General features: G+C 47.2%; 22 protein-coding genes. 11 read left to right on the forward strand and 11 right to left on the reverse strand.

Translation table 11 applies throughout. The features are described 5' to 3' along the window. Positions 1 to 78 precede the first annotated feature (78 nt). Positions 79 to 1,344: a putative DNA modification/repair radical SAM protein gene (locus tag DW096_RS04400; RefSeq protein ID WP_057252776.1), complete on the forward strand. Its 1,266-nt coding sequence runs from the start codon at positions 79 to 81 to the stop codon at positions 1,342 to 1,344. Further along, positions 1,341 to 2,114, forward strand: a complete 774-nt coding sequence (locus DW096_RS04405) for a TIGR03915 family putative DNA repair protein (RefSeq protein ID WP_057281770.1) — start codon at positions 1,341 to 1,343, stop codon at positions 2,112 to 2,114. Before DW096_RS04400 ends, DW096_RS04405 begins: the two co-directional genes overlap by 4 nt. Positions 2,115 to 2,120: 6 nt before the next feature. Here DW096_RS04405 and DW096_RS04410 read toward each other — a convergent pair whose 3' ends face one another. The 5 genes from DW096_RS04410 to DW096_RS04430 are packed head-to-tail and all read right to left on the reverse strand — an operon-like array spanning position 2,121 to position 6,881. Next, positions 2,121 to 2,789, reverse strand: a complete 669-nt coding sequence (locus tag DW096_RS04410) for an MgtC/SapB family protein (protein ID WP_057281828.1) — start codon at positions 2,787 to 2,789, stop codon at positions 2,121 to 2,123. A 25-nt stretch (positions 2,790 to 2,814) separates the two neighbouring features. Further along, positions 2,815 to 3,795 carry a lytic transglycosylase domain-containing protein gene (locus DW096_RS04415; protein WP_044467371.1) on the reverse strand — a complete coding sequence of 327 codons (981 nt, stop codon included), beginning with the start codon at positions 3,793 to 3,795 and terminating at the stop codon, positions 2,815 to 2,817. Positions 3,796 to 3,837: 42 nt separating this feature from the next. Beyond that, a complete protein-coding gene (locus DW096_RS04420) occupies positions 3,838 to 4,563 on the reverse strand; it encodes an SDR family oxidoreductase (protein WP_005826453.1) in 726 nt (241 codons plus the stop codon). Between the two features lie 12 nt (positions 4,564 to 4,575). Beyond that, positions 4,576 to 4,986 carry a secondary thiamine-phosphate synthase enzyme YjbQ gene (locus DW096_RS04425; RefSeq protein ID WP_005826454.1) on the reverse strand — a complete coding sequence of 137 codons (411 nt, stop codon included), beginning with the start codon at positions 4,984 to 4,986 and terminating at the stop codon, positions 4,576 to 4,578. 23 nt (positions 4,987 to 5,009) lie between these two features. Further along, entirely contained in the window at positions 5,010 to 6,881 is a 1,872-nt protein-coding gene (locus DW096_RS04430; RefSeq protein WP_057281771.1) for a PAS domain-containing sensor histidine kinase, read from the reverse strand. Between the two features lie 212 nt (positions 6,882 to 7,093). On the opposite strand from DW096_RS04430, the gene DW096_RS04440 reads away from it, so the two are divergent. From DW096_RS04440 to DW096_RS04450, 3 genes are read left to right on the forward strand one after another with little or no spacing between them, the layout of a single operon-like run. Then, positions 7,094 to 7,840 (forward strand): SGNH/GDSL hydrolase family protein, encoded by a 747-nt coding sequence (locus tag DW096_RS04440; RefSeq protein WP_057089178.1) that lies wholly within the window; start codon positions 7,094 to 7,096, stop codon positions 7,838 to 7,840. Positions 7,841 to 7,862: 22 nt separating this feature from the next. After that, the gene (locus DW096_RS04445; protein ID WP_005826461.1) at positions 7,863 to 8,327 is read left to right on the forward strand and encodes a MaoC family dehydratase; all 465 of its coding nucleotides are present in this window, start codon (positions 7,863 to 7,865) and stop codon (positions 8,325 to 8,327) included. Positions 8,328 to 8,329: 2 nt separating this feature from the next. Next, complete coding sequence (locus DW096_RS04450; RefSeq protein ID WP_009036627.1) at positions 8,330 to 8,536, forward strand: hypothetical protein; 207 nt, start codon at positions 8,330 to 8,332, stop codon at positions 8,534 to 8,536. Here DW096_RS04450 and DW096_RS04455 read toward each other — a convergent pair. Genes DW096_RS04455 through DW096_RS04465 form a run of 3 tightly spaced genes read right to left on the reverse strand, consistent with a single transcriptional unit; the run spans position 8,482 to position 9,614 of the window. Further along, entirely contained in the window at positions 8,482 to 8,838 is a 357-nt protein-coding gene (locus DW096_RS04455; protein WP_009036628.1) for a nitrous oxide-stimulated promoter family protein, read from the reverse strand. The genes DW096_RS04450 and DW096_RS04455 overlap by 55 nt on opposite strands. A gap of 2 nt (positions 8,839 to 8,840) precedes the next feature. After that, positions 8,841 to 9,119 (reverse strand): zinc ribbon domain-containing protein, encoded by a 279-nt coding sequence (locus DW096_RS04460; protein ID WP_005835861.1) that lies wholly within the window; start codon positions 9,117 to 9,119, stop codon positions 8,841 to 8,843. Between the two features lie 36 nt (positions 9,120 to 9,155). Continuing rightward, positions 9,156 to 9,614 (reverse strand): GNAT family N-acetyltransferase, encoded by a 459-nt coding sequence (locus DW096_RS04465; RefSeq protein ID WP_005835863.1) that lies wholly within the window; start codon positions 9,612 to 9,614, stop codon positions 9,156 to 9,158. Between the two features lie 151 nt (positions 9,615 to 9,765). Between DW096_RS04465 and DW096_RS04470 the strand changes: the two genes are divergently transcribed. Genes DW096_RS04470 through nfo form a run of 4 tightly spaced genes read left to right on the forward strand, consistent with a single transcriptional unit; the run spans position 9,766 to position 13,644 of the window. Next, positions 9,766 to 11,886 (forward strand): HAMP domain-containing sensor histidine kinase, encoded by a 2,121-nt coding sequence (locus DW096_RS04470; protein ID WP_081028746.1) that lies wholly within the window; start codon positions 9,766 to 9,768, stop codon positions 11,884 to 11,886. A 52-nt stretch (positions 11,887 to 11,938) separates the two neighbouring features. After that, on the forward strand, positions 11,939 to 12,421 hold the full coding sequence (locus tag DW096_RS04475) for a PepSY-like domain-containing protein (protein ID WP_005826470.1): 483 nt from the start codon (positions 11,939 to 11,941) through the stop codon (positions 12,419 to 12,421). A 58-nt stretch (positions 12,422 to 12,479) separates the two neighbouring features. Then, positions 12,480 to 12,797 (forward strand): MGMT family protein, encoded by a 318-nt coding sequence (locus DW096_RS04480; RefSeq protein WP_005826471.1) that lies wholly within the window; start codon positions 12,480 to 12,482, stop codon positions 12,795 to 12,797. A gap of 4 nt (positions 12,798 to 12,801) precedes the next feature. Beyond that, positions 12,802 to 13,644 carry a deoxyribonuclease IV gene (gene nfo, locus DW096_RS04485; RefSeq protein WP_005835868.1) on the forward strand — a complete coding sequence of 281 codons (843 nt, stop codon included), beginning with the start codon at positions 12,802 to 12,804 and terminating at the stop codon, positions 13,642 to 13,644. 4 nt (positions 13,645 to 13,648) lie between these two features. On the opposite strand, the gene DW096_RS04490 is transcribed toward nfo, so the two are convergent. Genes DW096_RS04490 through DW096_RS04500 form a run of 3 tightly spaced genes read right to left on the reverse strand, consistent with a single transcriptional unit; the run spans position 13,649 to position 16,188 of the window. Beyond that, positions 13,649 to 14,038 (reverse strand): VOC family protein, encoded by a 390-nt coding sequence (locus DW096_RS04490; protein WP_005826473.1) that lies wholly within the window; start codon positions 14,036 to 14,038, stop codon positions 13,649 to 13,651. Between the two features lie 12 nt (positions 14,039 to 14,050). Next, a complete protein-coding gene (locus DW096_RS04495) occupies positions 14,051 to 14,521 on the reverse strand; it encodes a GNAT family N-acetyltransferase (protein WP_008663809.1) in 471 nt (156 codons plus the stop codon). A gap of 38 nt (positions 14,522 to 14,559) precedes the next feature. Beyond that, positions 14,560 to 16,188, reverse strand: coding sequence for an RluA family pseudouridine synthase (locus DW096_RS04500; protein WP_165853717.1), 1,629 nt, complete (start codon positions 16,186 to 16,188; stop codon positions 14,560 to 14,562). 451 nt (positions 16,189 to 16,639) lie between these two features. Between DW096_RS04500 and DW096_RS04510 the strand changes: the two genes are divergently transcribed. Beyond that, positions 16,640 to 18,235: a sensor histidine kinase KdpD gene (locus DW096_RS04510; RefSeq protein ID WP_035449478.1), complete on the forward strand. Its 1,596-nt coding sequence runs from the start codon at positions 16,640 to 16,642 to the stop codon at positions 18,233 to 18,235. Between the two features lie 57 nt (positions 18,236 to 18,292). Continuing rightward, the gene (locus DW096_RS04515; protein WP_005826480.1) at positions 18,293 to 19,150 is read left to right on the forward strand and encodes an MBL fold metallo-hydrolase; all 858 of its coding nucleotides are present in this window, start codon (positions 18,293 to 18,295) and stop codon (positions 19,148 to 19,150) included. Positions 19,151 to 19,175: the final 25 nt, after the last annotated feature.

The following is a 19,175-nucleotide window of genomic DNA, read 5'->3' on the forward strand; positions in this document are numbered from 1 at the left end:
GATGCTGCGAAAGACTGCCACTACTGGCGGTCTTTTTTGTTTTTGAAAAGTATTATTGTTACTTTTGGCGCAGGTATTATGGATGAAAACGTTCTCAATAAATTGAAGATACTGGCAGAGTCGGCAAAGTATGACGTCTCTTGTTCCTCCAGTGGTACGGTGCGCTCCGGCAAGGCGGGTATGCTGGGGAACACTGTGGGCGGTTGGGGTATCTGTCACAGCTTTGCCGAGGACGGTCGGTGCATTTCCCTGCTCAAAGTGATGCTTACCAATTATTGCATCTACGACTGCGCCTACTGCATCAACCGCCGCAGCAACGACCTGCCGCGTGCCACGCTGTCGGTGGCCGAGCTTGTAGACCTCACCATGGAGTTCTATCGCCGCAACTATATCGAAGGGCTTTTCCTGAGCAGTGGGGTGGTGCGTAATCCCGATTACACGATGGAACGCCTGGTGCGCGTTGCCAAGGACCTCCGCACTATCCATCGTTTCAACGGATATATCCATCTGAAGAGCATTCCCGGTGCCAGCCGCGAACTGGTGAATGAGGCAGGACTTTATGCCGACCGTCTCAGCGTCAATGTCGAGATACCGAAGGAGGAGAACCTGAAACTGCTTGCCCCGGAGAAAGACCATAAGAGTGTATATGCGCCTATGCGCTACATCCAGCAGGGAGTCCTTGAAAGTTCGGAAGAACGCAAGAAACACCGCCACGCTCCTCGTTTCGCTCCTGCAGGACAAAGCACACAGATGATAGTAGGCGCTACCGCCGAGACGGACAAGGATATTCTGTATCTTTCGTCGGCCCTCTACAAGGGACCTACGATGCGGCGTGTCTACTATTCGGGCTATATTTCCGTCAATACCTACGATAAGCGCCTGCCGGCATTGAAGCAGCCCCCTTTGGTACGTGAAAACCGGCTCTACCAAGCCGATTGGTTAATGCGTTTTTATCAGTTCAAGGTGGAGGAAATAGTGGATGATGCCTACCCGGACCTTGATTTGGAGATTGACCCCAAGCTGTCCTGGGCTTTGCGCCATCCCGAGCAGTTTCCGGTCGATGTGAACAAGGTGGATTATGAGATGTTGCTCCGCGTGCCGGGCATCGGCGTGAAGTCGGCACGGCTGATAGTGGCTTCCCGACGTTTCTCCAAGATAGGTTTCTACCAGTTGAAGAAGATAGGGGTGGTGATGAAGAAGGCGCAGTATTTCATTACCTGCTGCGAGTTGCCGATGCGCACGGTCAATGAGCTGACTCCGCAAGGGGTACGCAGTCTGCTGTTGCCCAAACCGAACAAGAAAAAAGTGGATGAGAGGCAGTTGATGCTTGATTTTGGCGAATGAATATCTTTTTATACGATAAGACTTTTGAGGGATTGCTGACTTCTGTTTTTGAAGCCTATTCCCGCCGCATTTTCCCCGATACACTGTTGTTGGAGGGAGAGCCTCTACCATTGTTCTACGATGAAATATTTACAGTGATAACCGATGAGGAGAAGTCCGGTCGCGTCTGGCGCGGATTGCAGAAGAAGCTGTCGTCTGCGGCACTTGCCTGCCTCGCCCAGTGCTGGCTGGCCGAGGAGCCGGAAACTCCCATGCTCCTTTTCCGCTATATCCGCAAGGCAATAGATGCTCCTCGTTCCATTGAAACAAACTTTGCCGACCCTGATGTGCTGGAGTTCTCCCGTATGTGGAAGCGGGTGGATTGGGAGCGTATACGCCTGCTTCAGTTTGTCCGTTTCCAGAAAGCTGCGGACGGTACTTTCTTTGCGGCTGTCAAGCCCGAGAAGAATGCCCTTCCCCTGGTGACGGAGCATTTCAAGGACCGTTTTGCCGACCAGCGTTGGCTGATTTATGACATCAGACGAGCCTATGGGTACTATTACGACTTGAAAGAGGTGCGCCAGGTGACTTTTGGTGAGGACAGTCGCGAAGGACATCTTGTCACCGGCATGCTCGACGAAAGTCTGATGGACAAAGACGAACGGCTTTTCCAATCTCTCTGGAAAACCTATTTCAAGGCAATCTGCATCAAGGAACGCCTCAATCCCCGGAAGCACAAGCAGGACATGCCCGTGCGATATTGGAAATATCTGACGGAAAAACAGCAGTGATTCCCTTTATTCGATTTTCTCCACTGTCACTTCGGGAAATTCCTGCATCAGTTGCAGCAAATATCCCTCATCATAGCCTTTCTTGGATTTGATGACCATGGTCACTTGATAGTTGGTGTACTCTCCCTGCACTTGCCGGTCCAGGTTGTAGGACACCACCAGATAGTCTTTGGAGTTGAATCGCCGGGACACTTGCGGCAGTATCTCTTTACTGGAAGTGGAAAAGGTTATCACGGAACTTTTCATGCCAATGCTTTTGAAAATAAGGCTCAACAGTTCGAGCCCTGCCAGAGTCAGCAGGGTGGCGGCAATGCTGATGGCGTACATTCCTGCACCTACTGCCAATCCGATGCCTGCAGTAGCCCATATTCCTGCGGCTGTTGTCAGTCCCCTGACTATCTGTTTCTGGAAAATGATGGTACCCGCACCGATGAATCCGATACCGCTGACTACTTGTGCGGCAACACGGCTGGGGTCCAGCGTCACACTGCTTTCCTTGATGATTTCTTGAAAACCATATTGGGATACAATCATGATGAGCGCGCTTCCCAATGATACCAGGAAATGGGTGCGGTAGCCTGCTTCTTTGGCACGGTATTCCCGGTCCAGTCCGATAATGGCACCCAATATTCCGGCTACCAGCAACCTGAGCACAAAATCAAAGTTTAACATCATCATCGTATCCTCTCTTTCTTTTTTATTAATTGATGACCCAATTCTTATTGTGGGGCACTGTTTTCTTGGGGTTGTAATGCATTCCGGCTTGTGTCGGTATTTTTAGTATGTATGTACGTCCGCTTTTATTCATCAGCGAGGTATCCCGCAGCCACGGATTGGCATCTTTCAGTTGGGCATAGGTGATGCCTTTATCTTTGGCAAACTGTGCCAGGTTGCCGATGCCCGTTGTGACGGTCACTTCCGTGTAGGGGATGGGCGGATAAAGATGTTCCCGTTTCAACAGAAAGCCGTACTGCTGCGGATTGCTGATGACTGCTTTGGCTGCCAGCAGGCGGAACATGTAGCGCGAAGTCTCTTCTACCAGCCATAAGTCGACAGCCTGGTCCACCATTTGCTTCTGCAGTTGTGTGGAGATGCGTCCTTGCCCGGCATTGTAGGCAGCGGCTACGCACAGCCAGTTCCCGTATTTCTGATAAGCATCTTTCAGGTACTTGCAGGCTGCTTTGGTCTCTTTCTCTATATGGTATCGTTCGTCAATGTTGCTGTTCACCTCCAGTCCGAATTCGCGTCCGGTGGCAGGCATGAACTGCCATAGGCCGGCGGCACCCGCAGGCGATTTGGCAAGCGGGTTCAGGTTGCTTTCTATCACAGCGAGGTACTTGAAGTCATCGGGCAGGCCGTTGGCTTTTAGTATAGGTTCTATGACGGGGAAGTAGCGGTTGGCACGCTTCACCATGAGCATGGTGGTGGAGTGCATGTAGGTGAAGGACATCAGTTCGCGGTCCATACGTTCGTGGTGGTCGTAGCGAAGCAGGTCAATAGCTTGTCCGGCAAAAGTGATCTTGTCCGGTACGCTGGGGGAGGTCACGCAGTAGGGAACTTCGGATTTCACGGAATCGCGTTCGGGATTCAGCGTACTGCTGCCTGCGAGGAAGGGGAGGCTGGAACCTGCGCACAGTGCAATGGCAGCGGTAAGCACGATATATTTTGAATTTTTCTTCATGTCTGTATGTCTATTTCTGTTTGGAGACGTGAAGATACGAAATCAATTCGTTATAGGCAACCTTTCCCATAGCCATCGTGGAATCATACGCCAAAAAAATACCAGTACCCGGTAGCGTCCGTCAATGACAACTACCCGTCTCTTTTCTCTTAAAGCCTTGATTATGTGCTGTGCTACACGGTCTGCTTTCATCAGCATCGGGTATTTCCCGCTTTTCAATAAATCGGTGGCAACAAATCCCGGACGGATGTCGGTGAAGTGTATATCAAGATGCTGCATCCGGGCAAGTTGTGCCAGCGCTTCGATATAGGTATTCTGGAAGCGTTTGGTGGCAGAGTAGGCCGGTGCAACGCCCAGTCCTTTAGTGCCTGCAATGGAACTGATGACAGCAATATGTCCGGAGCCTTTTTCCTTGAAATAGTTGAAGGCGGCAGTCACCATGCGGGTAAATCCCTCTACATTGGTACGTGCCGTGTTCAGTTCGATGTCCGGTTGTAAGTCCCGGTTTTGATGTCCCACGCCGGAACTGAGGAAAAACAGGTCTATGCCTCCCAGCTTTTTTATCAGGTTATGGAGGTGTAGAGTCGCTGTCTCTTCCGTAACGTCCAGCTGTTCCGTGACTATCCGGTCGGGTGCGGTGGCTTGCAGGGCATGCAATGCTTCCTCTCTTCTGCCGGCAATACCTATATGCCAGCCTTGTTGTACAAGTATCCTGGCTACTTCTTGTCCGATGCCTGAAGTGGCACCGATGATGATGGCTTTCTGCATGATGATAGGGGATTATCCGATGACGGTTGCTACAATTCTTCTTCCTCCGCCCCGGTTGCGGAACTCGCAGAGATAGATGCCTTGCCAGATACCTATGTTCAGACGCCCATTGGTGATGGGGATGGTGAGGCTGGTTCCGCTGAGGGTTGCCTTGGCATGGGCGGGCATATCGTCATCGCCTTCGCATGTATGTTGGTAATAAGGTTCCCGTTCTTTTACGAGGCGGTTGAAGATGGCTTCCATATCTGTCTGTACGTCAGGGTCTGCATTCTCGTTGATGGTGAGGCCTGCGCTTGTATGCTTGATGAACAGATGCAGGATTCCGGCAGACGGAAGCGGTGGAAGGTTGCGTATAATCTCCTCTGTCACCAGGTGAAAGCCACGCCGGCGAGGGGTTAGGGTAAATTCTTTCTGTGCGGTCATAAATCATTGTTTTTCGTTTGTTGTCAGGATGGTCTTGTCCGGCAGGGCAGTTCCACGGTGAATGTGCTTCCCACTCCCATTGTCGAATCTACGGTAATCACTCCATTCATTTTCTCAACGATGGATTTGCAGATGGAGAGTCCTAATCCGGCACCTTGGGCAAAGGAGTCCACCTTTTCGAACCGTTCGAATATCATTCCCAGTTTTTCGGGGGGAATACCGCATCCAGTATCGGAAACACTGATTCTTATGCTGTCTGTGTCCATTTCGTAGCACACTTCGATATGTCCCTGCACGGTGTTTTTCAGTGCATTCGATATGAAGTTGTTCAGTATCTGTTTGATGCGCATCGGGTCGTGCTCTATCTGGCCGGGGGCTGCCGGATACCTGGCAAAGAGTTTCACTCCTGCCGGAACGTTCCGTTCGTACTCGGTAATACTTTCCTCGATGAGTTCTGCCGGATTGAACCATTCGGAATGGAGCTCTATGTGTCCGGCCTCTATCTTGGAAAGGTCCAGAACGTCGTTGATTAGTTTGAGCAACAGTTGGTTGTTGTGGTTTATCAAAGAGATGTACTGTTCCCTTTCCTGCTCGTTTTCCACGTAGTGCAGCAGGCTGGAGAAACCGATAATCGCATTTAGCGGCGTGCGGATTTCATGGCTCATATTGGCAAGGAAAGCGGATTTCAGCCAGTCTGCCTCTTCGGCCTTTTCCTTGGCTTGTATCAGCATTGCCTCCGTCTGCTTTAATTGGGTGATGTCGTAATTGATGCAGATAATCTCTATGATGTTCTGTTCAGGCATGTAGCGTTCTACAATGATGTTGACGTGGGTCCACATGAAAGAACCGTCTTCTTTAAGAACACGTACTTCCCGGCTGAGCTTGTGTGCCAGTCCTCTCTTTACGTTCTGTAGGAAGTCAAGCATGATAGTACGGTCGTCTGGGTGGAGATGATTGTAGGTTCCGATGATTTCGGACAACGGTGTTTCTGTTTTCTCACCCAAGTTCTTGTACCAGCTGCGTTGGGCATAGCCTTGCTCATTAAGAAGGTCATAATTGGCATATCCCACTTTGGCATAGTCACCTATAAGCTCAAAGTGGCTCTCGAACTCTTGTATTTTGTTGTAAGCGACGGTCGTTTCCGTTTTGTCTGCGTTGATTAGCAGATAGTTGGTCAGGTTGTGATTATCGTCGTAAAGGCTTGTGACTTTGGTTACAAGGTCTATGGTGCCCGTCTTCTTCTGTGTCTTGTAGTAATTGCCTATTTTAGAGAAGTCATACCGGAAAGTGAAGTCTGCATTTTCATGTTTTCTTAACTTGCTTTTCATCTCTTCCGGGAAAATCGGATTCTCGAAAATATTAATTCCAAGTAGATCTTCTTTCTGTTTGAGATGGAACATTTCCTGCTCTTTGTCATTCATATCTATCAATATTCCCTCTCGGTTATAGAGCTCAATTCCTACCGGAAGATATTTATAAATATTATGGAGGAGACGGTTACGCTCTTGTAAGGCTTGGGATGCCGATGACATGTCGGGACCGTCTTGTGTTTCGGCAATGCCGTAGATTTTGACATTATCGTTTTCGTCGGTTCTCTGTAGGCATACCTTGCTTCTTATCCACGTTGGTCCTTTTGTTGTATTGAGCAGATATACGGCCTCTTGTGTCTGTCGGATGTCGTCGAAGGAATGTGTGGTAGTATGCCGTTGTTCCTCTTTTAGGATATGTTTGTTGAAATCTTTAAAGCTGATGGTTCCATCCTCATCCAGTCCCAGCAACCGGGAGATATATTCGGAGCAAATGTAGCTTTCGGTCTTTAAATCAGCTTCCCACCATCCCATATTGGCATTGGTCATCATTGCTGACAGTAAGTCATAATCAAATTTAGAATTCATACCGGAATCTTTAATAGTGATGTTTTTGTTCTGTCACAACAATTAAGATATTGACAAAGATACATTATTTCCAAATTAATCTGTGATGAACGGAAATAAAAATAAGGGTTATATATGTTTTTGGGGAATGGGAAAAAGATACCCGAGTTTTTGTACTTGCCGGAATAAGACGTATATTTGTTGCAATTTTTACATCCTAACAAGAAAATGCCATGAAGCGTATTGGACTCTTTGTAATAGTTTTTTTCTGCATATCACTCTTACTCCATGCAAGCGGCCCGCGTGTCTTGTTTATCGGAGATTCTATCACGGACGGTAACTGGGGAAATGCCTGCGGGATGCCCAAACCGACTGCGGAGCGAAGCCTTTGGGATATGAACCATATTTACGGTAGCGGCTATATGTATTTGTGTGCAAGTCATTATCAAGGAGATTTTCCGGAAAAGGAATATGCTTTTTTTAATCGTGGCATCAGTGGAAACACTCTCCGGGATTTGGAGAAACGCTGGGAAGAGGATGTCATTGGAATGAAACCGGATGTGCTTTCCGTCTTGGTGGGGACAAACGATGTACATTACTATCTGCAGGGTGACAAAAAAGAGCCTTTTGATTTTGAAGGATGGGAGAAGTGTTACCGTTCCTTGCTTGACCGTTCTTTGCAGGCCAATCCGGAATTGAAGATAGTGCTGGGCACTCCTTTTGTTGCCAATGTCGGCAATATGCGTAAGAGTGAGGACTTTGCAGAACGTGATAGTCTGGTGCGTCGCTGTGCCGCCATCGTAGAGAGGATAGCGAAGGACTATCAGACGGTATTTCTTCCTTATAACGTGATGTTCGATGAAATTCTGGGTACTGCTCCGACTTCTCAAGACACCTATTGGATTTGGGATGGTATCCATCCTACTCCTGCAGGGCATAAACGAATGGCGGATATGTGGATAAAGCGCGTGAATTTATAATTTATCAATAAAATAGAGAGTAATGGAAAAAGTGATTATCAACTCGTACGAGGATTTTGAAAAGCTGGTAGGCCAGCAAATCGGTGTTTCGGAATATGTAGAGCTTCCTCAGGAGCGTATCAATCTGTTTGCTGATGCGACATTGGACCATCAGTGGATACACGTCGATACGGAACGCGCCAAAGTGGAAAGCCCTTTTAAGAGCACTATTGCACATGGGTATCTCACCTTGTCCATGTTGCCATATCTGTGGAACCAGATTATTGAAGTGAACAACCTGAAGATGATGATTAATTATGGTATGGACAAGATGAAGTTTGGTCAGGCGGTATTGTCCGGACAGAGCATCCGACTGGTTGCCCATTTACAATCTCTGTCGAATCTGCGCGGCGTAGCAAAGGCAGAAATAAAGTTTGCCATCGAAATACAAGGTGAAAAGAAGAAGGCATTGGAAGGGGTGGCTATATTTTTGTATTATTTCAATTGATGATGCGTAAGATGGTATGCCCCCAATGCAAGGTGGGGGCATTTTTTGTGATGAACGGACAAGGTGAGCGCCTGCCGGTCTACATCTCTGACAAAGGCGAGATTGTGCCTAAAGACAGCACCTCTTCATTGGAAGGATACGACCTGGATACGGTTTATTGTTTGTGCTGTTCCTGGCGCGGAACTCCGAAACGTTTGGTGAGATACTGATGGACATATTCCTGCCACAAATGGCAGAGTGCCGCCACGGGATGGTATAACAGCATCCGTGGTCCGGCATACCGCATGACTTTACGCATCCGTTCTTTCATTTCGGGCTTGTAGCAGTGAATGCTGCATTGCCTGCAGGTGGATTTATTCTCACCGAAAGGACAGCGTGAAAGACGAATGCGGGCATATCCCAGCAATTCCTCGCATCGGGGACACAATTGCTTGTTACCTTCCTTTTTCCGGCAGTAGAGGCGGACCATCCGTTCTACTGTCTGTTTTTCCTGCTCGATACGGGATGGCATGTTTATTGTTTGGACTGCCAGCGTTTCAAGGTCGGGAAGAATTCTTTCATACCGGCAATGGCTTCCTCTTTAGTGAAATTCATTCCGGAATCCTTGTTGAATTCGTCGGTGAACTGTGCACAATGTTCTATCATTTCGTCCATAGTGCAGTCTTGTGCAAAATTGCCGTGCTGGTAGCAATAGGTGCAATATTCCTCGTTGAGGCTACCGTCGGCATTGGTTCCGAGTACTTCTGCAGATGACAAGGGCATTCCGCAGCTTTGGCAAAGTTTAGCTTCCATAATGTGTGGAGTTAAGTGATATGCAAATATAGGATATTATTTTGGTTGAAGCGTTCTTTTCAGATAAATCATGTCTTTCAGTTGCTTGCCTCCTTCAAATATGGGGTGGTCGTAATTATCGATAAAGAAATCGGGTACCCGGTGTGAGTATGCAAATCCGCAGCTTTCATAGAAGGGGATGGTTAGCGGACTGTCTCCAGTGCCGACAAGCATAGTATGGCACCGGTCTTTATAATGTTCAAGAACGAATGCTATCAGTTGTCTTCCATATCCCTGGCGCTGGTATTCCGGATAGACAGCTATGCTCTTTATTTCGTAGATTCCTTTATCCTCGCAGGTGATTACACAAGACGCTTTGACTGTATCATTATCGGATAGGATGAACATCTCTCCCCGTTCCAGATAACGGTCAATCATGGACTCTTGTTCGTCGGCAAGCAGCAGCAGGTCAAGATATTGCTTTTTGTTGCCGGATATGGGATGTATTCTTATCATATTTCTGAATTTCTGGTGTAAAGTTAGTCATTTGCCGCTGGATTACCATGGAATATCATTTTAACTTGTAGAAAATGAACTTTTTTTCTATATTTTATACTATTTGGATTTTAAAGAGTATCTTTGCATTGTGTCGATAATAAAATATATAATGGTTTTGCTGTGTCTACTTCTTGCAGGATTTTCTTTACCTGCTCGGGCACAGAACAATCCGTATAAGATTGATGATTCCTTATATATTATTTATCAGCGGGCAACAAGATGGAATACCCTTCCGCAAGGGTTGCTTATAGCTGATACTCTATATGCTGAAGCTACCAAGAAGAAAGATAAGAAAGCCCAATGCCTGGCACTGACCATTCCCGTACATTATTATGCTGCCGCCAATAACTATGATATGTTGGAGCAGTCTGCCGAAAGGTTAAGGCTCGAGGCGAGGAAAAATGACTATTTACAGTATTATTATTTTGCTTGTACAATTGAGATTAATAAGCTATTGAACAATGGCCGTACGTTGCGTGCACTACAAAAGGCTGAAGATATGAAGAAGCAAGCCTTTGAGGATAAACATGATTATGGAATCTTTTCTTGTATTCGTACCTTGGGAAACATTTATCGTGTTCGTGGAAATGAAGCATTGGCTGCGGAATACTATCAGGAAGCTTTGGTGTATATGCAAGAGCATCTTCCGGAGCAGGACCCTACAACACTTTACCAGGCTCTCATCAGATATTATCGTGGTAAAAAGGAGGAAGGATATGATAAGGCATTGGAACTGGCGGAGAAAGGTATAAGAGAGGCAAAAACGTCCGGAAGCCGTATTGGGGTCATGCGGGAGAAGTGTCAAGTCTTATACTGGATGCGCCGTGATGATGAATTCAGGACTTGCTATGACGAATGTCTGCGTCAGATGAAACAATATGGGATTGGATGGAATGAAACGGCGAGGAGACTTCGTGTATACAGGCTGGTTTTGGATAAGGACTATGAGCAGGCTCTGAAGGCAGCTGACTCTGTGGGTAATAAAATGGAGGTGTATCGTTTGCGCAGAGAAATATATGTGAAGTCCGGAGACTATGAGCAGGCTTATTTGTATGCCTCTGTATACAATAATTATAAAGACTCGTTGAGCCGGCTGGTGCAGTCTTCAGATTTGGCCGAATTGACAGCCCAATTGGATAACGAGCGTATGAAACTGGAAGCCAAAGTGCTGGAATACAAAAATACGAAGTTGAGTCTGGCCAATACACAGTTGGCATTGGAACAGAGCCAGTCGCATGCCGAATTGGAGAAAATCAATGCCGAGAACAGTAAGTTGGTGCTGGAGAACCGTAATCTGGAACTGGCCCGCCTCAATGTGGAAGCCGAGCGGCAGAAAGCCATTCTGAAGGAACAGCAGGTTGTGTCGCAGCACCAAATTGTTGTACTAAGCCTGGTAGCCTTGATTTTATTGCTGTTTACTTGTTTTCTTATATTCTATCTGTACAAACGTCGCAAGTCGATGGCTGCCTTGCAAGAGAAGAACCAGGAACTGACAGTGGCCCGCGACCGTGCCGAACAGTCGGATAAGATGAAGATGTTCTTTATACAGAACATGAGTCACGAAATCCGGACACCGCTCAATGCCATTGTCGGATTCTCCCAGATGCTGTCTTTGCCCGAAATGGAGTTTACTGAAGAGGAGAAGAGCGAGTTCAGTCTCCGCATTCAGCAGAATTCCGATTTGCTCACCACGCTGGTAGACGACCTTCTTGATCTTGCCAGTTTGGAAAGCGGTAAATATACCATGCGTTTGGAACCTCACAGTTGTAATGCCGTTTGTCAATCTGCCATTGTTACCGTAGAACATCGTAAACCGGAAAATGTGAAGCTGTATTTCACTTCGGATGTGGCGGATGATTATCTGATTGTAACGGATGAGAAGCGTCTGGAGCAAGTGCTTATCAATTTCTTGACCAATGCAGAGAAACATACCGAGCAGGGTGAGATTCATCTGCATTGTTCTCTCTCGGAGATTGCGGGAAAGATTACCTTTTCTGTTGCCGATACGGGTTCGGGCATTCCCGAAGATAAGGCCGACAGCATCTTCGAACGTTTCAATAAATTGGATGCGTTCAAGCAAGGTACGGGATTGGGATTGAATATCTGCCGCATTATCGCTGAAAGGCTGAATGGGGAGGTGAGGCTGGATAGAAACTATACCGGCGGGTCACGTTTCTTGCTGATATTGCCACTGAATGGTTGGGAGTTGACGGCCGGGAATTGCCGGTGAACAAAATCTACTGTACGTCGTTCTTCTCATAACATGATAATCTGATGAAGTTATGAGTAAGTTGAAATTCTCTTTTCTGGTTTTGATGCTGATGGTATCAGTCTCGGCTTCTGCCGATTGGGCACCTGCTGATGTACAGGCTGCACTGAAGAAAATGTATCCTACGGCAGATGGTGTTGCCTGGTCGCATGATGAATCTTATTATGTGGCAGATTTCCTGATGAACGGTTTTGATACGAAAGTCTGGTTTGACGGGCAGGCGCAATGGGTAATGCAACAGACGGACTGGGAGACAATGGACGAAGTGCCCCCTGCCGTTTACAATGCTTTTGCCGCCAGTGAATATTCCGGAGGGATGGTGCAGAATGTCACTTGGGTACAGTTTCCCAAATGGCAGTCCATCGTGGCGGTAGAGGTAGGGATGGCAAATCTCCAGACGAAATATCAGATATTGTTTACCCCGACGGGCGAAATCATCCGTGCCCGTAATGTCACCTATACATACAATCCGCTCGGCGCAGCCACTTTCTTGTAACGTCTGTTCGCATACCTGCTGAATTTATCATATCTTTGCCTTCCCAAACCAGACTTTTATGGACAAAGACACTTTTCAGCAGGAGGTTTATAATGTAGTGGCCGCAATCCCTCCGGGGCGGGTGGTGACGTACGGACAGATAGCCTATCTTGTCGGAAGACCTCAATGTTCGCGCATGGTGGGACATGCTATGCACGATGTGCCCGACGGCATGTGTCTGCCCTGCCATCGGGTAGTGAACAGCCAGGGCAGGCTGGCACCGTGCTGGGCGGAACAGCGGGCTTTGCTGGAGGCAGAGGGCGTGACGTTCAGAAAGAATGGGTGTGTGGACATGAAAAAATGCCAGTGGGAATTCATGAAAGAGCAAATACAATAAGATTATGAAATTTATAGGTGCACATGTATCGGCCAGTGGGGGAGTGGAAGCGGCTCCCGTCAATGCCAGTGAGATAGGGGCAAATGCTTTTGCCTTGTTTACCAAGAACCAGCGTCAGTGGGTGGCAAGGCCGCTGACGGAGGAGAGTATCAGGGTGTTTAAGGAAAATTGTGGGAAGCTTGGCTTCGATTCCCGCTATATCCTGCCTCACGACAGTTATCTGATAAATTTAGGGCATCCCGAAGAAGAAGGGTTACAGAAAAGCCGTGCCGCTTTTCTGGATGAGATGCAGCGCTGCGAACAATTAGGGCTGAAGTTACTGAATTTTCATCCGGGCAGCCATCTGAATAAGATTTCCGTGGAAGAGTGTCTGGACAAGGTCGCTGAATCCATTAATCTTATATTGGGCAAGACGCACGATGTGGTGGCTGTCATAGAGAACACAGCCGGGCAGGGTAGCAATGTGGGAAATGAGTTCTGGCAGCTGGGACATATCATTGACCGGGTGGATGACAAGTCTCGCGTTGGAGTTTGCCTTGATACCTGCCACACGTATACAGCAGGCTATGATATAGTGAATGAGTATGACAAGGTGTTTGAGGAGTTTGACACAGCGGTAGGTTTCGGCTATCTGCGCGGTATACACCTGAATGACTCCAAGAAAGCACTCGGCTCCAGAGTAGACCGTCACGACAGCATCGGCAAGGGGCTGATAGGTATGGATTTCTTCCGGCGCTTTATGCAAGATGTGCGTTTTGACGGTATACCTATTATTTTGGAGACGCCCGATGAATCGCTTTGGGCAGAGGAGATAAAACTGTTGAGAAGCTTTGTCTCCTCTGATTGAGAGACTATGCCCTGAATACACATTCTATACGGTTACCGTCCGGGTCGAGGACGACACTTTCAAAATATCCGTCGCCGGAGGTACGGGGCTCTCCTGCGATGGTATATCCCGCTGTACGTAGCCGTTCTGTCTGTCGGAGGACAGCTTCCTGGCTGTCGAAGGCAAAGGCAAAGTGGGTCAGTCCCAGTCTGTTTTCCTCAATAGGGGTATTCTGTATGTCCGTACGGCTCATCAGTTCCAAATCCGTTCCTTCATCGAAGTGAAGGAAATAAGATTCGAATCCTTTTTTGGGGTTGATGTACTTTTCATTGCTGCTCCCGTTGAAGTAACGTGTGTAGAACTCTTTCATCTCTTCCAGTTGGAAGGTCCAGATGGCGATGTGATGTATCTTCATAAGTTTGCTAAATTATAATCTGTGTTCAATCTGAGTAATCTGTGGTGGGGTTGGTAATTGCAGGTGCAGAATAGGGAAAGGCTTTCCCGTCGGGTCGGTTTCGTCCCGGCCGGCCACTTGGAATCCCATATGTTGGTAAAATCGGCAAGCTTGTCCGTTCTGCTCGTTTACATCCACTTTGTGGATGTGTTTTTGGTGGACGGCGTACTCCATGAGCCGTTTTCCGTATCCCTTACCTTGTTGGTCGGGACGGACAAACAACATCTCGATGAGTTCATCGCTCAGTCCCATAAAGGCGGCAATTTCTTCTTTTTCGTTGCGGATGATGTAAAGCTCTACGGCAAGAAAGTACTGCTCTCTTATCAGCGGTTTGTAAAACTGTATATCCTTTTCTGCCAGGAAGTGGTGTGTGCTGCGGACAGAGGCTTCCCAGACGGTCAACAGTTCGTCATAATCTTGTGGGGTAGGTCGGAGTATCATCATTTATTGCATTACTTTGCTGGTTATTAATCAGTAGACAGTCAGAATTCGGCTTCTTTGGTAATCCTTACGGTTTCTCCCGTTATAGGGTGGGTAAATTCTAAGTATTCGGCATGCAGATAAAGCCGGTCTGCTTTCTCCCCGTAAAGTTCATCACCGATGATGGGGCAGTGCAAGCCAAGCGGGTGTGCTGCATGTATACGTAGCTGATGGGTTCTTCCCGTGCGCGGATAGAAAGCGATACGGGTCCGTTTCCCGTCCAGACGTTCCAGAACTTGATAATCGGTGATGGCGGGCTTCCCGTGTTCGGTGTGTACCATTTGCCGTGGGCGGTCAAGTGGATTCAGGCAAAGCGGGAGGTCGACCGTACCTTTGTCCTTTGGGACAACACCCTCGAGCAATGCGACATAACGTTTCCTGACCAGGCGGTTCTTGAACTGGGCCTGCAGGTTCTGGTGTACACGCTTGGTCTTGGCAATGAGCATTAAACCGGAAGTGGCCATGTCGAGACGATGCACCGTCAGGGGACCGTCAGCTTCGGGATATTGCTCACGCATCAGGCTATAGACGGAGACTGCATCTTCCTTGCCGGGAACAGACAGCATTCCTGCTGGTTTGTTGATGACCGAAAGCCATGGGTCCTCATAAACAATCTCCAGATTCTTGGAGGGTACCTGCATTCTTTTCAACATGGGGTTTTCCTCTACTTGTAGACCTTGCAGCATGTGTTGCAGTATAGGTTCGCACTTTCCTTTGCAAGCCGGATAATAGTGGCCGTGATGGCGTATCTCTGTCTTGGGGGAATCACCCCACCAGAACTCGGCCATGGCAATAGGTTTCCATCCGTGCAGATAAGCTTGTTGCAGCAGTTTGGGGGCCGCACATTCACCTGCGCCGGCAGGAGGTGTCTTGTGCACGGTCTGCCCGAATATCTCACAGAGATTCTTGACTTCTCCCCGGTAATTCAGCATCCCGAACTGTTCGAATAGCTTTTGCTGCAATGCTGCAGAGCGGGTTTTACGTTCAGACTTCAATGCTGAAATCCGTCTTTCCCAGTCTTCTGTCTGCGTTTGCAGTGTGGTAATCCTTGCTTTCCATGAACGTTCCAGACGTTTATATTCCGCCTTTTGGAACTGGCTTTCCCGTATCAGTTCGGCTTCTTCCTGCGCATTGAGTTCTTTTTCTTTTCTGCGCTGTTCTCTGGCTGTTTTGGCTTCTTTCAACTGTGCTTTGGCTGTTGCCAGTATGTCTTCTGCTGACTGAATGGTCCGGGCAAGCTCTGCTGATAAGGCGGCATATGCTTTGTCATTTTCCAGTTGCCGGATGTTGCGGTTGATGGAAGAGATGTTCTCTTCTTCTATCTTGAAAAAGCCTTGTGGCTGTAGCAAGTCATATACGGGAGGAACAAAAAAGGGATGTAGGTTCTTTCCGGCCAATATGCCTGAGAATGCAGCTAAATATCCGGTTTCTCCATGCTCGGTTTGTACAATCAGTACCCCGAACATTTTGCCTTGGCGCAGTTCGTCCTTCCATGCAGTTTGTCGGGTAAGATAGCTTTGTACTTCTTTGGCTGCCAATATACATAATGGGTGCGGAGTATAGCAGAAAGGATAGGTGAACCTTTCCGGAAGCGGAATGTCGGTTATGGAAGTAGTAAAACGGTGCAACATGATGTTGCAAAGATACTATATTTCTCTCATAACAGACCGTTTGTACTGCAAATCTTTATTTCGTTGTATATAGGTTGTAGCGCTTATGAAGAGAAAAACATCTTTGGGAAAGTTTTACTTATTCTCCGTTTATACAAATATGTATATATGTGTGAATTAACTTTGTTTTTGATAAATTGGCAACTCTGTTATCCTTAAAAAATGACTATTAATCTGTTTCGGATATTTTCTTCTTCCATAGACTGCTTTTTGTATACTTTAGATGTTATGCCGTCGTATGAATACGGATGAAGAGCTTTTGTCTTAGTGATACTTGTAAAATAAATTAAGTTATTGCCTTTTTTGTTTTATTGGAGAATGGTTGTTTTTTAAACTTCCTGGATATATAAAAGAAACTTATTTCTCTTTAAAAAGTTGTATATTAGCGCCTTAAAGCTTTTCAAAAGATTATATGGGCAAAAACAAAGAGAACTTAAACATATTCTTGCTTCATTTTTTAGAACGGTTGAATAGCAATGAACCCAATAAAAGGAAAGTTATTGAATCGTTGACCGATTTCTGCAACTACTATGACTTTACGAAAGGGTTTATCTATCAGACTGACGGATTCCGTTATTTCTTATTGAAAGAAACGATTGGAAATGAAGGTGGGACTATGAAATCCCGTTTCGATATGGGAGAGTTGAAAAAGGAGCATGTCGATGCCATGAAAGCTCGGGATAAACCTTTCTATGGAAACAGAAATGCGGATGCTTCATGGGACGATATTGACATTCTTGATTTCTACGGTGAGGATTCTTTGTTAATCAGGCATTTTGAAGATACTGAGGGTAAAATCATCGGATTCATAGGTTTTGCAGGCAGGGAGGAAGAGACCTATCTCACGGAAGAGGAGTTGCAAATCATTCATCTCTTGCTGGGCTCGTTCTCTAAGGAAATTGCGGTCAGGGAATATAAGGAAAGGGAAGTGAGGGCCAGCAATACATTAGGCAGTATCATGAATAATATGGGCGTTGATATTTACGTCAACTCTTTCGATTCCCACGATATGTTGTATGCCAATAGGTCTATGGTGGAACCATATGGCGGTATCGAGCATTTCTGGGGGAAAAAATGCTGGGAGGCCCTCTACTCGGACAAGACGGGGGAGTGTGAGTTCTGCCCAAAGAGGCATTTGATAGATGAAAACGGACACCCCACCAAAGTCTATTCGTGGGATTATCAACGGCCATTTGACAAGTGTTGGTTTCGCGTGTTCAGTGCAGCCTTTGCTTGGGTGGACGGGCAGATGGCGCATGTCATTACCAGTGTGGATATCGACCATCAGAAAAAGATAGAGGAGGAATTGCGGGTCGCCAAGGATAAGGCAGAACATCTGGACCGCTTGAAGTCTGCTTTCCTGGCCAATATGAGTCATGAAATCCGTACTCCGCTCAATTCCATTGTCGGTTTTGCAAGCATCATTGCCGAACTGGACGATAGGGAAGAACGCCAGGAATACCTTGCCATCATGCAGGAGAATACGGAACTGCTCTTGCAACTGATATCCGACATTCTGGATTTGGCAAAGATAGAAGCGGGAACACTTGATTATAATATGGGGTATGTGGATGTCAGTGACTTCTGTAAGGACGTGATGCGCAACTATGATATAAAGGAAGACAAGGCTGTACCGGTTCTGTTGGCTCCCGACTTGCCCGATTACCGTATCTATACCGACAAGAAACGTCTGATGCAGGTGGTCACCAATTTTATAAACAACGCTTTGAAGTTCACCAGTGAAGGGCAGATCCTTTTGGAATATCATCCGGTGGAAGGTACCGGTCAGATAGAGTTTTCTGTGACGGACACCGGTATGGGTATTGCTCCGGATGCCGTGGCTACTGTGTTCGACCGCTTTGTAAAGCTTAATACCTTTGCGAAGGGCACGGGTTTAGGCTTGTCCATCTGTAAAAGTATCATTGAGCATCTTGGCGGGACTATCGGTGCTGAGTCGGAATTGGGAGTCGGCAGCCGTTTTTGGTTCAGACATCCGTGTGCCGAATGATTTTATTTGCCTATATTTGTGCGAACTTCAATATTTATGGATAAAAACTCTGTACCGATGAAAAACAAGACATGGACGTGCCTGGTTGTTGTGTCAGCAGCATTGCTGATGGCGGGTTGCGGCAGCAGGACAAAGAAACAAACAAATGAAGATGTAAGTATGGATAGTGTCGGTGTAACATGCAGTGGCGTAAAGACCTTGCAACTGGAGGGAGTGCAGGCCACTTGGATTCAGGATAATGCTGGTGAGCATTTGATGCCGAGAACGATTTTCCCGGATGCAAGCGATGAATTGATGGAAAGTTTGTCGCTTCAAGGCGGTATTCCTTCTTCCATGAGCACCTTCCTGGTAGATACGAATGGTATCCGTATCCTTTTTGATACGGGAATGGGAGCTCCCGGCAGTCGTCTGTTGCCCGGATTACAATCTTTGGGTATCTCTCCGGCAGATATTGGATATCTGTATCTTACCCATTTCCATGGCGACCATATCGGTGGAATGATGAAGGGAGACAGTGTAGTCTTCCCGAATGCCGAAGTGTACGCATCAAAAGTGGAATATGATGCCTGGATGGCAATGCCTGCCGAAAGGAAGGCGCAGGTCGTAAAGACGATGGATGCCTATAAGGAACGGCTGCATCTGTTTGAGTTTGGCGATACCTTGCCGGGCAATGTGGTTGCCATGGAGGCAGTCGGTCATACTCCCGGTCATACGGTTTTCCAGAGTGGCAAGTTACTGGTGATTGGTGACCTCATCCATGGTGCGGCCCTTCAGTTGGAGCATCCGGAATACTGCGCTTCCTATGATATGGATAAGGAAGCTGCCGTGAAAGCACGCAAGTATTTCCTCCAATATGCCAAGGACAACCAATTGACGATGGCAGGTATGCATCTTCCTGCTCCGGCCTTCAAATAGAATAGGAGAGTGTCAAAAGTATATG

It is taken from the genome of Bacteroides sp. AM07-18 (genome assembly GCF_003602695.1).
Taxonomy (GTDB): domain Bacteria; phylum Bacteroidota; class Bacteroidia; order Bacteroidales; family Bacteroidaceae; genus Bacteroides; species Bacteroides uniformis.

Excerpts from the sequence above, each read along its gene's own strand:
- DW096_RS04450 (WP_009036627.1), top strand. The coding sequence starts at position 8,330 with ATGCGTAAGATGGTATGCCCCCAATGCAAGGTGGGGGCATTTTTTGTG.
- DW096_RS04440 (WP_057089178.1), top strand. The coding sequence starts at position 7,094 with ATGAAGCGTATTGGACTCTTTGTAATAGTTTTTTTCTGCATATCACTC.
- nfo (WP_005835868.1), top strand. The coding sequence starts at position 12,802 with ATGAAATTTATAGGTGCACATGTATCGGCCAGTGGGGGAGTGGAAGCG.
- DW096_RS04405 (WP_057281770.1), top strand. The coding sequence starts at position 1,341 with ATGAATATCTTTTTATACGATAAGACTTTTGAGGGATTGCTGACTTCT.
- DW096_RS04475 (WP_005826470.1), top strand. The coding sequence starts at position 11,939 with ATGAGTAAGTTGAAATTCTCTTTTCTGGTTTTGATGCTGATGGTATCA.
- DW096_RS04465 (WP_005835863.1), bottom strand. The coding sequence starts at position 9,614 with ATGATAAGAATACATCCCATATCCGGCAACAAAAAGCAATATCTTGAC.
- DW096_RS04480 (WP_005826471.1), top strand. The coding sequence starts at position 12,480 with ATGGACAAAGACACTTTTCAGCAGGAGGTTTATAATGTAGTGGCCGCA.
- DW096_RS04495 (WP_008663809.1), bottom strand. The coding sequence starts at position 14,521 with ATGATGATACTCCGACCTACCCCACAAGATTATGACGAACTGTTGACC.
- DW096_RS04460 (WP_005835861.1), bottom strand. The coding sequence starts at position 9,119 with ATGGAAGCTAAACTTTGCCAAAGCTGCGGAATGCCCTTGTCATCTGCA.
- DW096_RS04400 (WP_057252776.1), top strand. The coding sequence starts at position 79 with ATGGATGAAAACGTTCTCAATAAATTGAAGATACTGGCAGAGTCGGCA.
- DW096_RS04470 (WP_081028746.1), top strand. The coding sequence starts at position 9,766 with ATGGTTTTGCTGTGTCTACTTCTTGCAGGATTTTCTTTACCTGCTCGG.
- DW096_RS04415 (WP_044467371.1), bottom strand. The coding sequence starts at position 3,795 with ATGAAGAAAAATTCAAAATATATCGTGCTTACCGCTGCCATTGCACTG.
- DW096_RS04420 (WP_005826453.1), bottom strand. The coding sequence starts at position 4,563 with ATGCAGAAAGCCATCATCATCGGTGCCACTTCAGGCATCGGACAAGAA.
- DW096_RS04510 (WP_035449478.1), top strand. The coding sequence starts at position 16,640 with ATGGGCAAAAACAAAGAGAACTTAAACATATTCTTGCTTCATTTTTTA.
- DW096_RS04410 (WP_057281828.1), bottom strand. The coding sequence starts at position 2,789 with ATGATGTTAAACTTTGATTTTGTGCTCAGGTTGCTGGTAGCCGGAATA.
- DW096_RS04430 (WP_057281771.1), bottom strand. The coding sequence starts at position 6,881 with ATGAATTCTAAATTTGATTATGACTTACTGTCAGCAATGATGACCAAT.
- DW096_RS04425 (WP_005826454.1), bottom strand. The coding sequence starts at position 4,986 with ATGACCGCACAGAAAGAATTTACCCTAACCCCTCGCCGGCGTGGCTTT.
- DW096_RS04445 (WP_005826461.1), top strand. The coding sequence starts at position 7,863 with ATGGAAAAAGTGATTATCAACTCGTACGAGGATTTTGAAAAGCTGGTA.
- DW096_RS04455 (WP_009036628.1), bottom strand. The coding sequence starts at position 8,838 with ATGCCATCCCGTATCGAGCAGGAAAAACAGACAGTAGAACGGATGGTC.
- DW096_RS04500 (WP_165853717.1), bottom strand. The coding sequence starts at position 16,188 with ATGTTGCACCGTTTTACTACTTCCATAACCGACATTCCGCTTCCGGAA.
- DW096_RS04490 (WP_005826473.1), bottom strand. The coding sequence starts at position 14,038 with ATGAAGATACATCACATCGCCATCTGGACCTTCCAACTGGAAGAGATG.
- DW096_RS04515 (WP_005826480.1), top strand. The coding sequence starts at position 18,293 with ATGAAAAACAAGACATGGACGTGCCTGGTTGTTGTGTCAGCAGCATTG.